At 39.0% G+C, this 15,068-nt stretch carries 13 protein-coding genes; 10 read left to right on the top strand and 3 right to left on the bottom strand.

Annotated elements, in window-relative coordinates; all coding sequences use genetic code 11:
• Positions 1-29 precede the first annotated feature (29 nt).
• The gene (locus ABXZ32_RS04135; RefSeq protein ID WP_354617405.1) at positions 30-491 is read left to right on the top strand and encodes a DinB family protein; all 462 of its coding nucleotides are present in this window, start codon (positions 30-32) and stop codon (positions 489-491) included.
• On the opposite strand, the gene ABXZ32_RS04130 is transcribed toward ABXZ32_RS04135, so the two are convergent.
• Positions 488-1,243 (bottom strand): DUF3298 and DUF4163 domain-containing protein, encoded by a 756-nt coding sequence (locus tag ABXZ32_RS04130; protein ID WP_354617404.1) that lies wholly within the window; start codon positions 1,241-1,243, stop codon positions 488-490. The genes ABXZ32_RS04135 and ABXZ32_RS04130 overlap by 4 nt on opposite strands.
• An 87-nt stretch (positions 1,244-1,330) precedes the next feature.
• On the opposite strand from ABXZ32_RS04130, the gene ABXZ32_RS04125 reads away from it, so the two are divergent.
• The 4 genes from ABXZ32_RS04125 to ABXZ32_RS04110 all read left to right on the top strand — a co-directional run bounded on the left by ABXZ32_RS04125 (position 1,331) and on the right by ABXZ32_RS04110 (position 7,179).
• Entirely contained in the window at positions 1,331-2,485 is a 1,155-nt protein-coding gene (locus ABXZ32_RS04125) for a cystathionine gamma-synthase (protein WP_354617403.1), read from the top strand.
• Between the two features lie 103 nt (positions 2,486-2,588).
• Entirely contained in the window at positions 2,589-3,932 is a 1,344-nt protein-coding gene (gene gdhA, locus ABXZ32_RS04120; RefSeq protein ID WP_354617402.1) for an NADP-specific glutamate dehydrogenase, read from the top strand.
• Positions 3,933-4,043: 111 nt separating this feature from the next.
• The gene (gene recO, locus ABXZ32_RS04115) at positions 4,044-4,763 is read left to right on the top strand and encodes a DNA repair protein RecO (RefSeq protein ID WP_354617401.1); all 720 of its coding nucleotides are present in this window, start codon (positions 4,044-4,046) and stop codon (positions 4,761-4,763) included.
• Between the two features lies 1 nt (position 4,764).
• Entirely contained in the window at positions 4,765-7,179 is a 2,415-nt protein-coding gene (locus ABXZ32_RS04110; RefSeq protein WP_354617400.1) for a TonB-dependent receptor plug domain-containing protein, read from the top strand.
• Positions 7,180-7,231: 52 nt separating this feature from the next.
• Here ABXZ32_RS04110 and ABXZ32_RS04105 read toward each other — a convergent pair whose 3' ends face one another.
• Entirely contained in the window at positions 7,232-7,531 is a 300-nt protein-coding gene (locus tag ABXZ32_RS04105; RefSeq protein WP_354617399.1) for a hypothetical protein, read from the bottom strand.
• 195 nt (positions 7,532-7,726) lie between these two features.
• Here ABXZ32_RS04105 and ABXZ32_RS04100 point away from each other — a divergent pair, with 195 nt between their 5' ends.
• From ABXZ32_RS04100 to ABXZ32_RS04080, 5 genes are all read left to right on the top strand, one after another.
• A complete protein-coding gene (locus ABXZ32_RS04100; protein WP_354617398.1) occupies positions 7,727-8,674 on the top strand; it encodes a DUF4382 domain-containing protein in 948 nt (315 codons plus the stop codon).
• 128 nt (positions 8,675-8,802) lie between these two features.
• The gene (gene ileS / locus ABXZ32_RS04095) at positions 8,803-12,204 is read left to right on the top strand and encodes an isoleucine--tRNA ligase (RefSeq protein WP_354617397.1); all 3,402 of its coding nucleotides are present in this window, start codon (positions 8,803-8,805) and stop codon (positions 12,202-12,204) included.
• Between the two features lie 4 nt (positions 12,205-12,208).
• Positions 12,209-12,592: a TraR/DksA family transcriptional regulator gene (locus ABXZ32_RS04090; RefSeq protein WP_062057292.1), complete on the top strand. Its 384-nt coding sequence runs from the start codon at positions 12,209-12,211 to the stop codon at positions 12,590-12,592.
• 105 nt (positions 12,593-12,697) lie between these two features.
• Entirely contained in the window at positions 12,698-13,255 is a 558-nt protein-coding gene (locus ABXZ32_RS04085; protein ID WP_354617396.1) for a DUF4097 family beta strand repeat-containing protein, read from the top strand.
• A gap of 35 nt (positions 13,256-13,290) precedes the next feature.
• Positions 13,291-13,923 (top strand): lipoprotein signal peptidase, encoded by a 633-nt coding sequence (locus ABXZ32_RS04080; protein WP_354617395.1) that lies wholly within the window; start codon positions 13,291-13,293, stop codon positions 13,921-13,923.
• Here ABXZ32_RS04080 and ABXZ32_RS04075 read toward each other — a convergent pair.
• Positions 13,911-14,471, bottom strand: coding sequence for a 5-formyltetrahydrofolate cyclo-ligase (locus tag ABXZ32_RS04075; RefSeq protein WP_354617394.1), 561 nt, complete (start codon positions 14,469-14,471; stop codon positions 13,911-13,913). The two genes, ABXZ32_RS04080 and ABXZ32_RS04075, sit on opposite strands and share 13 nt — an antisense overlap.
• Positions 14,472-15,068 lie beyond the last annotated feature (597 nt).

Below are 15,068 nucleotides of genomic sequence, written 5' to 3'. Positions count from 1 at the left end.
TGTACTATTTTTATAAAAAAATCAGGACATTGGAATACTTACTTGACATCACCCTTCAGAACAGAAATATATTGTACAAATTGCTCACAAAAACACCGAGGGAAAAACTCTTCAAAATTCCGGAAGGCTTTAATAATAATATATGGTGGAATATTGCACATGTGGTGGTTACTCAGCAATTATTGGTCTATAAAATGAGTAATCTTCAGATGAGGGTTGATGATGAAATGGTAGAGGCTTATAGAAAAGGGACATTTCCAAAAGGTGAAGCCTCAGATGAGGAGATAAAAAAAGTGGCCGCACTTTTGTTATCTACAGTGGAATGGTTGAAAGAGGATTATGAAAATGGTCTTTTCAAGGAATTCAACAAGTATACCACAAGTGTAAATGTTACTTTGAGCAAGGTTGAAGATTCAATTGCTTTCAATACCTTTCATGAAGGCCTACACCTTGGGTCCATTCTTGCATTAAAAAGGGCTGTCGAAAATTAATCGGCTTTATACTTTACTTTATAGGTCAAATAATCTGCAATCTCTTTGTAGGGCAAGTTCAAAACAATAGGGCCGTCGGCATAAGAAGCCACTTCATATTGGTCGTAGTATAGTTTAAGTCCCTCGTTGGTAAATCCTATGTTCTCCGAAAGATAGAAGCTGTTGTCATCGAACATAAACCCCGTACTATTGATTGATTTTTCCAGTGGGACATGCTCTTGGACCCTGAATTTGGTTTCGGCAAAACGCATAAAAGCATCTAGATCCTTAAATAATTCCCAGTTTTCCAGTTCCAAACCATTCTTTTTGTCGAAGTTTAAAAACCGTGTGGGGGCATAGCCGTGTGCTCCGCCTGTAAAAATATAGGTCTTTAGTTGGATAGTTACGATATTTTCATCCTCATAGGCCACCTCTCCCTCAATCTTCGCTTCCCATCCTATCGATTCATCTGGAAACTTGTTTTTTTGTATGGTGTACCCATTTTTAAAAGAGGCAATTGCCTCCTCAATGGAGGAAACATCCATCCCATCTTCAAAAGTCAACAAGTAGATGATTTCTTCTTTAAGCGAATTGTTAATGGTTTTCGCGATTTTGGAATCCTCCAGGGCATTGGGAATGGTTATTTTTACACTGGGACAATTAGCACAGCTATCACTTAAATATTTTGAAGGGGCAAAAGCTAATTTATCTTCCTTTTCACAACTGACAAAAATGAGACTAAGTACTGTTAAAAAAGAAAATAGCTTCTTCATAGGTATAGGGTTGAATGAATTCACAAAAGTAATGCTTCATTGCATTCATCAAAAGATAACAATACATTTGTATTAGAATATTTTTATATGAGCGAAAAAGGCTTGGGATTCAATAGTAAAACGATTCATGGTGGACAACAACCGGACAAGGCATATGGTGCGGTAATGCCACCAATATATCAAACTTCCACCTATGCCCAGACGACCCCTGGCGGTCATCAGGGATTTGAATATTCACGAAGCGCAAACCCTACACGGACTGCGTTGGAGAACTCCTTGGCCAGCATAGAGAATGGCAATTACGGCTTGGCTTTTGGAAGTGGCTTGGCAGCCATAGATGCCGTAATAAAATTATTATCCCCGGGAGATGAAGTGGTTACCACGAATGATCTTTATGGCGGAAGTTATAGGTTGTTCAAAAAGATTTTTGAAAAATTTGGAATCACCTTCCATTTTATAGGGATGCAAAATGCGGAAAATATAGCCGATTATATTAATGAAAAGTCAAAACTAATCTGGGTAGAGACGCCTACAAATCCCATGATGAACATCATTGATATTGTGGCTGTTTCCAAACTGGCAAAGAAGTATAATATTCTATTGGCCGTTGACAATACGTTTGCCACACCTTATTTGCAACTTCCATTGGACTTAGGGGCCGATATAGTCATGCATTCTGCTACAAAATATTTGGGAGGACATAGTGACGTGGTTGTTGGTGCCTTAGTGGTTAAGGATAAAGAACTGGCAGATCAGTTGTATTTCATTCAAAACGCCAGTGGGGCCGTCTGTGGTCCGATGGATAGTTTTTTGGTACTGCGTGGTATAAAGACACTCCATATAAGGATGCAGCGGCATTGTGAAAATGGGAAGACCATTGCCAATTACCTAAAGAACCATCCAAAAATTGAAAAGGTATATTGGCCAGGCTTTGAAGACCATCCCAATCACAGTATTGCTAAAAGTCAAATGAAAGATTTTGGGGGGATGATTTCTTTTGTGACCAAAGGGGGCAAATATAAAGATGCCATTGCCATTGTGGAAAAATTAAAGCTTTTCACTCTCGCAGAATCTTTGGGCGGAGTTGAAAGTTTGGCGGGACATCCGGCTAGTATGACCCATGCAAGTATTCCAAAAGAAGAACGGGAAAAAAGTGGGGTTGTGGACGCCTTGATTCGCTTAAGTGTTGGAATTGAAGATGAAAATGATCTTATTGCCGATTTGGAACAGGCAATCGGATAATAATTTATCAAATTTTTAAAAAAATAGGCTCTAAATTGTTGGAATAATATAATTTTGCCCGTATATTTTCAATTCATCAAGATTAATAATAATCAAGTTTTTTATGGAAGCAAAGATTAAAGCGTTTATGGAAGAGGTGAGATCTCGAAATGGACACGAACCAGAATTCATTCAGGCAGTTCATGAAGTAGCTGAAACCGTAATACCTTATATAGCAAAACACGATATTTACAACGGGAAGAACATCCTTTTGAGGATGGTAGAACCAGAAAGATTGATTTCCTTCAGGGTTTCTTGGGTAGATGACGATGGGGAGATCCATGTCAATAGAGGGTATAGGATTCAAATGAATTCGGCTATTGGACCTTATAAAGGTGGTTTGCGTTTTCACCCTACGGTAAATGCCAGTATCCTTAAATTCTTGGCTTTTGAGCAAGTGTTTAAAAATAGTTTGACCACATTGCCTATGGGTGGTGGTAAAGGAGGATCCGATTTTGATCCTAAAGGTAAGTCAGACGACGAAGTAATGCGTTTTTGCCATGCTTTTATGACTGAATTATGTAGACACATTGGTCCAAACACCGATGTTCCTGCAGGAGATATAGGAGTAGGCGCCAGGGAAATAGGTTTCTTGTTCGGTATGTACAAGAAGATTAGAAATGAGTTTACCGGAGTTTTAACCGGTAAAGGACGTTCTTGGGGTGGATCTTTAATTCGTCCAGAAGCGACCGGTTATGGAACTGTGTATTTTGCACAGAGCATGTTGCAAACACAAGGTAAAGATTTTTCAGGTAAAAATGTGGTAATTTCTGGATCAGGAAATGTGGCGCAGTATGCAGCGGAAAAAGCGATACAATTGGGCGCTAAAGTGTTGACACTTTCAGATTCTCAAGGCTATATTTTTGATAAGGACGGTATTGACACTGAGAAGTTGGAATTTGTCATGGACTTAAAAAATAATAAAAGAGGTCGTATTTCTGAATATGTAGATAAATACAAATCAGCTACCTTCCATAAAGGTGCAACCCCTTGGGAAGTTGCCTGTGATATTGCGTTGCCTTGTGCTACACAAAATGAGTTGGGTGGCGATGATGCAAAAGAATTGATTAAGAACGGATGTATTTGTGTTGCGGAAGGAGCAAATATGCCTTCTACGCCTGAAGCTATTCATGAGTTCCATACTGCTAAAATCTTATTTGCACCTGGAAAGGCTTCCAATGCAGGTGGGGTTGCTACTTCTGGTTTGGAAATGTCACAAAACTCACTTCGTATTAGCTGGACTCGTGAAGAGGTTGATGGCCGTTTAAAAGATATTATGGAGGACATCCATGATTCTTGTATACAATATGGTAAGGATGAGGATGGATATTGCAACTATGTAAGAGGAGCGAATATCGCTGGCTTTGTAAAAGTTGCCGATGCTATGCTTGCCCAAGGGGTTATCTAAGGATTCCCACAACAGATATAAAAGGCTTTCCATTAATTGGAGAGCCTTTTTGTTTTAGAGCTGCTTTTTAATGACTTAACCTATTATCTTTATAGCTCCTAACCACTATAGATGCAGATTACCACCAAGGCAATTGTTCTTTCAGGGCTCAAATACGGAGACACCAGTCTTATCGTAAAGGCGTTTACGGAGCAAAGTGGTCTAAAAACATATCTACTGAAAGGGGTATTGGCATCCAAAAAAGGGAAGATTAAATCAGCTTATTTTCAACCCTTGATGCAATTGGAGGTGGTAGCCTACCACAAAAATAAAGGGACCATGGAGAGTATTAGGGAGGTTCGGGTAAACTACCACTATGAATCCCTGCATACGAACATTACAAAAAATGCGATGACCTTATTTTTGGCAGAAATGCTTGCCAATAGCATTTTTGAGGAAGAGGAAAATCAAGAGCTGTTTCAATTTATTGAAGCTTCCCTACAATGGTTGGATACCCACAATGAAATTTCCAATTTTCATTTGTATTTTTTACTTCGATTGACCAAGTATTTTGGTTTTTTTCCACAACGGGATGAAGCAGATGCGCCCTATTTTGATTTGATGGCTGGAGAATTTGTACAGACCACCACATTGAACCCTATGCTATATGGGGAAAACTTAAATTATTTTAAAGCGTTTTTGGGCATAAAATTTGATGAGTTACATTCTGTAAAAATGAAAAAGGTGAACCGGCAAGAATTGCTAAAATCATTGATTTTATATTTTGAATTACATTTACAGGGATTCCGAAAACCAAAATCCTTGGCAGTTTTAAATGAAGTTTTCAGTTAATATGCGCAATATAATTTTCGTTGTCTGTTTCTTAATTATTCAGGTGGTTCAGGCCCAGGAATTTGTCATCTTAGATGCCGAGAACAAAGAGCCCATTCCCAATGTGGCCATATATAATAATGACAAAAGCAAAACTGTAATTTCCGATCTCTTTGGTAAGGCCGATTTAGGGATATTTACCGCCAACGAGCGTATCATTTTTAAACACATCGGATATCAATTAAAAAAAACTTCTAAGGCCTTATTGTCGAGACGGGAAAATAAGACGGTGTACTTGACAATGAATGCTGAACAATTGGATGAAGTGGTCATGTCCATTTCCAAATGGGAACAGCAGCGAAAAGATATTCCTCAAAAGATAACCTCGATAGATGCAAAGTCTATTGCATTTACCTCCCCTCAAACTTCAGCAGACCTTTTGCAAAATAGCGGAAAGGTCTTTGTACAAAAAAGCCAACTGGGCGGAGGTAGTCCAATGATAAGGGGATTTGCCACGAACCGACTTTTAATTACAGTAGATGGTATCCGTATGAACAATGCCATTTTTCGCGGGGGCAATATCCAAAACATTATTTCAATAGACCCGTTTACCATAAAAAACACGGAAGTGATTTTCGGGCCTGGCTCCGTGATTTATGGTAGCGATGCCATTGGCGGTGTCATGAATTTTTATACCCAGACCCCGCAATTGGCCGTTGGGGATAGCCTTCGTATTAAAGGAAATATGGATTATAGGTACTCTACCGCCAATAATGAAAATACGTTGCATGCCGATCTGAATTACGGGAAAAGAAAATGGGGGTTGCTCACGAGTGTGTCCTATTCGGATTTTGGGGATTTAAAAATGGGTAAGTATGGCCCTGAATCATATTTGAGAAATAATTATGTGGTACCCTCGGTAAGCGGGGACCAATTAGTAGTAAATCCCAATCCCAGGAAACAGGTGCCTTCGGGTTATGACCAGATCAATGTTATGCAAAAAGTAACCTATAAGCCCAATAACTTTTGGGACCTGGACATGGGTTTATTTTATTCGGAGACCTCAGATTATTCTAGGTATGACAGATTGATAAGGCCTAACAAGGCAGGTGATGGTCTAAGGTCTGCAGAATGGTACTATGGCCCCCAAAAATGGTTTATGGCCAATCTTCAGGCAGAACAAAAGGGCAAAGGGAAATTTTACGACGGATTAAAGATTACCAACGCATACCAACATTTTGAGGAGAGCAGAAATGATAGGGGTTTTCAGAATCCTAATTTGTATTCTACGGCCGAAAAAGTAGATGCTCTCTCTTCCAATATCGATTTTGAAAATAAGCGTATGGGCGATTTTCGCCTGTATTATGGGGGAGAATATGTTTTCAATAAAATTCATTCCGATGGTAGTCAAAAGGATATCCAAACCAACGAGGTAATGGGTTCCGCCTCTAGGTATCCAGACGGGTCTACCTGGCAGACATTGGCAGGCTATTTCAATTTAGAATATAAGTTGAAACCCAATATGACCATCCTTACAGGCTTGCGCTATAGCCATGTCTGGATTAATGCAGACTTTGATACCACATATTATGGCTTTCCTTTTCAAGGGGCCAATCTGAGTACAGGGGCCTTAACTGGAAGCCTTGGGCTTAGTTGGTTGCCCAAGCCAGACCTGCAGGTCACCTGGAATGGGTCTACGGGATTTAGAGCGCCCAATATTGATGATATAGGAAAGATTTTTGATTCCGAACCTGGTGCTGTGGTCGTTCCAAATCCAGATTTACAGCCAGAATATGCCTATAATATGGAGGTGGGGATCCAGAAAAATTTTAAGGACAAACTCGTTCTTAAAGGGGCCGCGTTCTACACATATCTTGTTGATGCCTTGGTAAGGCGCGATTATCAGTTCAATGGTCAGGATGAAATAGAATACAATGGCGAGACCAGTAGGGTGCAGGCAATACAGAATGCTGCCAAGGCCTATGTTTATGGCTTTGAATTTGGAATGGAGGCTTTTTTTACGGAAAATCTTTCAATGCAATCCAACCTTACGATAACAGAGGGCATTGAAGAGGAGGAAGATGGTACGGATTCTCCAGGAAGACATGTAGCACCTACTTTTGGGGATGTTCATGTCATTTGGAAGAATCAAAGATTTAAGGCCGATCTGTTCCTTGCCTATAATGGCGAGATTTCCAATGATAATTTGGCGGCTTCGGAAATAGGCAAGGGTTATATATATGAGTTGGATGCCAATGGAAACCCGTATTCTCCATCATGGTATACGCTAAATGTCCGTTCCCAATATGAATTAAGTAGTAGTCTAAAACTCACGGCCAGTTTGGAGAATATTACCAATCAGAGATACCGTCCGTATTCCTCGGGTATCACAGCGGCCGGCACCAATTTGATATTGGGCCTGGGATACCATTTTTAATTAAAAAAACCCGGATTATCCAGGTTTATCTATTACATAAACGAGACAATAGTTAGTCCTTGATAGCTTTTTTGGTTTCTTTGACCGCTTCTTCGGTTGTCCTTTTAACTTCCTTGCCAGCTTTTTTCAAGGAATCCATGGCATTTTCTCCTGCCTTTTCCATATCCTCTCCCACTTCTTCCATTTTATCCATGGCATTCTCACTTGCATCCTCAATTTTGTCACCTGCCTTTTCTAGGGCTTCCTCGGTCCGATCTATTGCATCTTTGGTTTTATCCGCGGTTTCCCTACAGGAAACAAACGTAAAGCTCAGCATGAGCAAAATTGTTGTACTTAAAATAAGCCTTTTCATATTAATAGAATTATAGGTTTTTATAAAAATAAACAATAAATGAAATCGAATGGCAAAAAATAATAAAAGTGTAATCTTCAGTAAATCAAATGGTTGATTTCTGTTTTCAGTTTCTTAGTAATACTTTAACATTTCTGCATTAGGGTAAAGTAGGGTTGGCTTGTTATATACCCAAACGAACAAATTTCAAATCTTATGAAGAATTATTTAAAAAATGCAGGAATTATTTTAATGTCTGTTTTCGCCTTTGTTTCATGTAATGATGACAATGACGATCCAGGAATGGACGCGGAAACATATGACACAACTTTTAAAGTAACGGATGCTCCCATTGATAATGCTAATGTGGAGGCAGTAGTAGTAACCATCACCAACGTTAAGGTAGATGGCAAGGCATTGGAAGGTTTTGCCGCCACTACGGTCAACTTGGCCGCCTTGGTTAATGGTAAGACAGAAACTTTGGGTAATATGGACTTAAAAGCAGGTTCTTACTCAAATATTGAATTTGAATTGGATTTTGAAAAGGATGTGAACGGGAATACTCCTGGTTGCTATGTTGAAATGGCTGATGGGACCAAAGATGCCCTTGTAGCTTCTTCCAACAAAATAGCTATTCAGGATAAGTTTGAGGTGTTGGCTAAATCTGCTAACCAAGTGGTGATCGATTTCGACCTTAGAAAAACAGTTAAGGAAGATAAGAACACACTGTCCAGTGATTTCAATTTTGTGACCATGAGCGAGCTTTCTGCTGGTATCAGGGTTGTGAATGAGGAATTATCAGGTAAGATAACTGGTACGGCAAATGACACGAACAATACTTCAGATAAGATCATTGTTTACGCTTATGAAAAAGGGAAATTTAATGCTGACGCAGAAACAAAAGGAAGTGGTTCAAGCAATGTGACTTTTGCAAATGCAGTTACCAGTTCAGTAGTAAGCGGTCTAAGTGGATCTTATAACTTGAGCTTTTTGAAAGAAGGAGAATACGAGTTGGTATTTGCTTCTTATACAGAGGATAACAATGAATTGTTTTTCAATTCAATGTTAAATGCCGAATCTACTACAGGTTTAAATTTAGGAGCCATTAGTGTTACCTCTTCTGTGCAGATAAGTGCAAATGTGACCATTACTGGAAGTAAATAGTAAAGTAAAAATTTCATCTTAATTAAAAGCCCCTTGTTCAAGGGGCTTTTTTGTTTTTCAACCGAAAGTTTTCTAGTGAAAATTCACTAGTTTTGCAAACTTAAAATAATGCAATAGAAGCTGTTATTATGAAGTTTGCAGAATACAAAGGGTTAGATTTACCAAAAGTTGCCGAGGAGATATTACACTATTGGAAAGAGCATCAGATTTTTGAAAAAAGTGTAACAAGTAGGGAGGGTAAGGATAATTATGTCTTTTATGAAGGTCCCCCTTCTGCAAATGGAATGCCCGGAATCCACCATGTTATGGCCCGTACGATCAAGGATATATTTCCTAGGTACAAGACCATGAAAGGTTTCCAAGTGAAGCGGAAAGCGGGATGGGATACCCATGGTCTTCCCATTGAACTTGGGGTTGAGAAAGAATTGGGAATCACAAAAGAGGATATTGGCACAAAAATTTCTGTTGAGGATTACAACTCTGCCTGTAAAAAAGCAGTGATGCGTTATACTGACGTTTGGAACAGTATGACCGAAAAAGTAGGGTATTGGGTAGATATGGAAGACCCATATATCACGTACAAATCCAAGTACATGGAGACGGTATGGTGGTTGCTAAAGCAAATCTACGATAAGGGCCTTATCTATAAAGGTTATACCATTCAACCGTATTCCCCAAAGGCAGGAACAGGTCTAAGTTCCCACGAGTTGAACCAACCCGGTACCTACCAGGATGTTACAGATACTACTGTTACCGCTCAATTTAAGGTGCTGGAGGAAACACTGCCTGATTCCATGAAAGGAATTGAGGGAGAATTGTTTTTCTTGGCTTGGACAACAACTCCATGGACATTGCCTTCCAATACGGCTTTGACGGTTGGACCCAAGATAGAGTACGTCGTTGTAAAAACGTACAACCAGTACACTTTTGAACCTACGAATGTAGTGTTGGCAAAATCATTGGTGGCCAAACAATTTACAGGTAAGTTTGAAGAAGTGGAGACTTTGGAGGCTTGGGCCAATTACAAACAAGAAGATAAAAAAATTCCATTTTTGGTTCAAGGTTCCTATCTAGGAAAGGATTTGGAAGGAATCAGATATGAGCAATTATTGCCTTATGCCCAGCCTTATCAAAATCCAGAGAACGCCTACAGGGTAATCACCGGAGATTTTGTGACCACTGAGGATGGTACTGGAATAGTGCATACTGCACCTACATTTGGAGCAGATGATGCCTTGGTGGCTAAACAGGCGGTACCAGAAGTTCCTCCAATGCTCGTATTGGATGATAATGGCAACCCTGTTCCACTTGTGGATCTACAAGGGAAATTCCGCTCGGAAATGGGGGAGTTTGCCGGTAAATACGTAAAGAACGAATACTACAATGAAGGAGAGATCCCAGAGAAATCTGTGGATGTTGAACTGGCGATTAAATTAAAAGAAGAGAACAAAGCCTTTAAGGTAGAAAAGTATGTGCATAGTTACCCTAACTGTTGGCGTACCGATAAGCCTATATTATATTACCCGTTGGATTCTTGGTTCATAAAAGTGACCGACATCAAAGATAGGATGTTCGATCTCAACCAGACCATCAACTGGAAGCCTAAAGCTACCGGAGAAGGTAGGTTTGGCAATTGGTTGGCAAATGCCAACGATTGGAACCTTTCCCGTTCCCGTTACTGGGGCATACCATTGCCCATTTGGAGAACGGAAGATGGAAAAGAAGAAATTATTATAGGTTCTGTGGCAGAATTGAAGTCGGAAATGGCCAAGGCCGTTGCGGCTGGGGTTTTGGAGAAAGATATTTTTGCCGAATTTGTTTCGGGTGATATGTCGGAAGAGAACTATGATAAGATAGATCTACATAAAAACATCGTGGATCAGATAACCCTGGTTTCCACTTCAGGCAAGCCAATGAGACGCGAGAGCGACCTTATCGATGTTTGGTTTGACAGTGGTTCCATGCCATATGCGCAGTGGCACTACCCATTTGAAAATAAAGACTTAATAGACGAAGGAAAAACGTTTCCGGCAGATTTTATTGCGGAAGGTGTTGATCAGACCCGTGGTTGGTTTTATACGCTTCATGCGATAGCTACTATGGTATTTGATTCGGTTGCCTATAAAAATGTAGTATCCAACGGCTTGGTGCTGGATAAAGAGGGTAAAAAGATGTCCAAGCGTTTAGGGAATGCCGTAGATCCCTTTACAACAATGGAGGAACATGGGGCAGATGCCACCCGTTGGTATATGATTTCCAATGCCAATCCATGGGACAACCTTAAATTTGACATAGATGGAATTGCTGAGGTCAAACGCAAATTTTTCGGGACCTTGTACAATACCTATTCCTTCTTTGCACTTTACACCAACATAGACAAATTTAAATACGAGGAGGCAGATATTCCTCTTAAAGAACGTCCGGAAATAGACCAATGGATTTTATCCGAACTACATTCACTCATCAAAAAAGTGGATGAGGCCTATGCGGAATATGAGCCTACACGTGCCACCAGGGCCATTTCAGAATATGTTCAAGAAAACCTGAGCAACTGGTATGTGCGATTGAGCAGAAGGCGTTTTTGGAAGGGGGATTATCAGCAGGATAAAATTTCAGCATACCAAACGTTGTATACCTGTTTGGTGACCATAGCTAAATTATCGGCGCCAGTGGCCCCATTTTTCATGGACCGACTTTATAAAGATTTAACGTCAGGCACCGAGAAAGAACTATTTGAGAGTGTTCATTTAGCGAATTTTCCTACATTTGATGCAGCGATGGTAAATCCTGAATTGGAAAGTAAGATGGCAAAGGCACAGACCATATCGTCTTTGGTGCTTTCCATACGTCAAAAGGAAAAAATAAAAGTGCGTCAGCCTTTACAGAAAATAATGATTCCAGTATTGGATGATCGTCAGCGCGAGGAGATCGAAGCTGTTGCCGATCTTATCAAATCTGAAGTGAATGTTAAGGAAATTGAATTATTGGACGATGCATCCGGAGTTTTGGTAAAACAGATTAAGCCCAATTTTAAAACTTTGGGGCCAAAATTTGGCAAGGATATGAAGGCAATTGCAAGCGCTGTGGCCCAATTGGGACAGGAGGATATCCAAAAAATTGAGCAAGAGGGCGAAATATCATTACAAATTGAAAATAAAATCCTTATTTTACAGTTACAAGATGTAGAGATTTCTTCCCAAGACATAGAAGGTTGGCTTGTGGCCAGCTCAGGATCGTTAACAGTAGCCTTGGATGTAACCATTAACGAAACGCTTCGGAAGGAAGGAATAGCTAGGGAACTGGTTAATCGTATCCAGAATTTGAGAAAAGATTCAGGGTATGAGGTAACCGATAAAATTGATGTTAAATTATTGAAGGACGGATGTGTGGAATTGGCCGTGGCAAGTAATATAGATTATATTAAAACCGAAACCTTGACCGCAGAGCTTATTTTTGAAGAGAAATTGGAAAGTGGAACCGACATCTCCTTTGATCAAGTGAATACAAAATTGTTTATCCAAAAACATTAAAACTATGGCAGAAGATTTAAAAGTAAGATACTCAGATAAGGACCTAGAGGAGTTTAGAGTATTGATTGAGGAAAAAATGAGTAAAGCAAAAAGCCATTTGGAATTGCTTAAGAGTTCATATATGAATGATGGTAATAACGGTACAGATGATACCTCACCTACATTCAAGGCATTTGAGGAAGGATCCGAAACAATGAGCAAAGAGGCAAACACACAATTGGCGATCCGTCAGGAGAAATTCATTAGGGATCTAAGAAATGCTTTACAGCGTATTGAAAACAAGACCTATGGTATTTGCAGGGTAACAGGAAAGCTCATTAATAAGGAGCGCTTAAAACTTGTGCCCCATGCCACCTTGAGCATAGAGGCAAAAAATATGCAGAGTTAAATTAAAAACGCCTTTTTATTAGGGCGTTTTTTTATACCACCTATGAAGAATACCCTTATAGTGTTCCTGTTATTTTCATGCTGTTTCTTGAAGGCTCAAAAAACGGTGAAAAAATCTATTGTCGATCCAAAAACTTCCTTCATCCAAATAGATGCGGAAAATTGTTTTGAAGTGATTTTGCAAACCTCAAATACCAAAGACCTTATTGTTGACGCAGCCATGGACGGGGAATATAACCCCAACCTAATAGTCAATGTAAAACAAGAGGGAGCTACTATATTCATCAGTGCCGGATTTCAGCCTAATTTCACAGTTCCAAATGATAAGCTTAGTGCACATAAGGTGGTTTCCATCGCCTTAAATATTAAATTGCCGAACTACAGTAACACCAAGGTGTTTGGCGCTAGTTGCAATGTTGTTGCCAGTGGGCGCTATCACAGTTTGGATGTTATTCTGAGTGATGGGAGATGTGAGCTGAACAACGTTGGAGAAAATTGTACGGTAAGAACCCAAAGTGGGGATATTTTGGTTTTCAGCAAAAAGGCTTCAATCGACGCAACAAGTACCTATGGGCAGATTATCGAAGAACCGATTTCAACCGGAAATGATAATTTTAGATTACATACCGTTACAGGAGATATCCATCTCAAGAAAACCAAATAATATGTCTATTTTTGACAAAACCTAGAAACCACAGAATGAATTTAAAGAAGTCTATACTGCTAGTAGCAGTGATTTTATTGGTAGACCAACTGAGTAAAATTTACATCAAGACCCATTTTGTTTTGGGTGAATCAGTAACAGTTTTTAATTGGTTCAAAATATTGTTCATTGAAAATGAAGGGGCTGCTTGGGGTACCAAATTGAGTGATATTTTTCCAATTTCAGATGAATTGGGAAAATTGATTCTTACCGTATTTAGACTTTTTGCCATTTTAGGGATCGGGTATTGGTTATATGATACTATACAAAAGAAAGCCTCAAAAACATTGATTGTGGCTGTTTCACTAATATTTGCAGGTGCACTTGGCAATATTATTGATTCCGTTTTTTACGGGGTTATCTTTGATGACAGCTTTAATCAGGTAGCCACCTTGTTTGCCCAGGATCCCTATGGTACTATCTTTCACGGCAAGGTTGTGGACATGCTTTATTTTCCATTGGTAGACACCACCTGGCCCGATTGGGTGCCTGTAGTGGGAGGCAATAACTTCCGTTTTTTTGAACCAGTTTTTAATATCGCTGATACGACTATAAGCACTGGGGTCGGCATATTAATTGTCTTCAATAAAAAAGCTTTCGGTAAAAGGGAAGATTCTCAGAATGAGTAAACCTTATTGGGGGTAATACAATAATCCAAGGGGACGTCATCGGGAGCTATATCATCTATACTTTCCTCTGCCTCAAAAAGGGAAAGTCCAATTTTGATGACATCAGGATTGCATTCCTTTAAGAAGATATCGTAAAAGCCTTTGCCATAACCAACTCTATTGCCTTTTGTGTCAAAAGCCAATAATGGTATAAAGACCACATCAATTTTAGTGGTTGGTACCTCAATGCCATCCAAAGGTTCTGGAACTCCCCAGTTATTGTGCTTTATGACGGTGCTGTCCGTGAGCAGAAAATGTTTCAGGGTTTGATCATCCGCCATTTTTGGAAGGACAATATTTTTATCTTTTCCCTGTAAGATGGATAGTATATAACTGGTGTCTATCTCCTTCTTTTCGGAGATAGAAAGAAATAAGTGATAATAGGAAAAATTCCAGATAGGTAATGTAAGAAGGGTATTGGCTAATTGTAAACTTTGATCAGAAAGATATTCCGTGGTTAGAGAATTTCTAAGGGAGAGGATTTTAACCCGCAAATCTTTTTTCAACATTTTTGGTGATTGATTTAAGATTGCGCAAAATAGTTAAAATAATATGGAACTACTCCTTACTGGCAACTGCAAAATAAATTTTAAAGAAAAGCATTAGTATTAGATAAGTTCCAAGAGTGATAATGTAGTTTTCCATGTATAGTACATTTTGTTCACGCTAAAAATAACTAAAATTTTCTAATTTCCTCTACGAAATGCACTTTTTTCCGATGAAATGCACTTTTTTTATAATTTTGTTAACGCTGGTTTAACTACTTTTTGTTTTAATTTCTAACATTAGGACGATAACACGCTGTGCATCAATATGTTGCATTAAATTGGTTCCCATGTCCTATTAAACAAGATTGTTAAAAGTAACGATAAGTTTTTTAATTTTTTTTGCAAAAAGAGTTTTTGTTCTACGAAATATACGTCTAAATTGTTAATAAGTAAGATTATTGATAAAATCCTGCCCTCAAAAATGCGAAATAAATAGGTAGTAGGCTTCAAATCATCTCTAAAATGATACTATTTCGCACATCTAAGATTTTTTTTGATATCCAATTGGAGTTTTAGCGGTTTGGGTCAATAAGATAAAAACCTATGGTATTTATATTC

It is taken from the genome of Sediminicola luteus (assembly GCF_040566555.1).
GTDB lineage: Bacteria > Bacteroidota > Bacteroidia > Flavobacteriales > Flavobacteriaceae > Sediminicola.
This window is presented reverse-complemented; position numbering and strand designations above follow the sequence as displayed.

What these genes read in the sequence shown, in the direction of transcription:
- ABXZ32_RS04090 (WP_062057292.1), top strand. Translation starts at nt 12,209, where the DNA reads ATGGCAGAAGATTTAAAAGTAAGATACTCAGATAAGGACCTAGAGGAG.
- ABXZ32_RS04100 (WP_354617398.1), top strand. Translation starts at nt 7,727, where the DNA reads ATGAAGAATTATTTAAAAAATGCAGGAATTATTTTAATGTCTGTTTTC.
- ABXZ32_RS04075 (WP_354617394.1), bottom strand. Translation starts at nt 14,471, where the DNA reads ATGTTGAAAAAAGATTTGCGGGTTAAAATCCTCTCCCTTAGAAATTCT.
- recO (WP_354617401.1), top strand. Translation starts at nt 4,044, where the DNA reads ATGCAGATTACCACCAAGGCAATTGTTCTTTCAGGGCTCAAATACGGA.
- ABXZ32_RS04125 (WP_354617403.1), top strand. Translation starts at nt 1,331, where the DNA reads ATGAGCGAAAAAGGCTTGGGATTCAATAGTAAAACGATTCATGGTGGA.
- ABXZ32_RS04080 (WP_354617395.1), top strand. Translation starts at nt 13,291, where the DNA reads ATGAATTTAAAGAAGTCTATACTGCTAGTAGCAGTGATTTTATTGGTA.
- ABXZ32_RS04110 (WP_354617400.1), top strand. Translation starts at nt 4,765, where the DNA reads ATGCGCAATATAATTTTCGTTGTCTGTTTCTTAATTATTCAGGTGGTT.
- ABXZ32_RS04130 (WP_354617404.1), bottom strand. Translation starts at nt 1,243, where the DNA reads ATGAAGAAGCTATTTTCTTTTTTAACAGTACTTAGTCTCATTTTTGTC.
- gdhA (WP_354617402.1), top strand. Translation starts at nt 2,589, where the DNA reads ATGGAAGCAAAGATTAAAGCGTTTATGGAAGAGGTGAGATCTCGAAAT.
- ileS (WP_354617397.1), top strand. Translation starts at nt 8,803, where the DNA reads ATGAAGTTTGCAGAATACAAAGGGTTAGATTTACCAAAAGTTGCCGAG.
- ABXZ32_RS04105 (WP_354617399.1), bottom strand. Translation starts at nt 7,531, where the DNA reads ATGAAAAGGCTTATTTTAAGTACAACAATTTTGCTCATGCTGAGCTTT.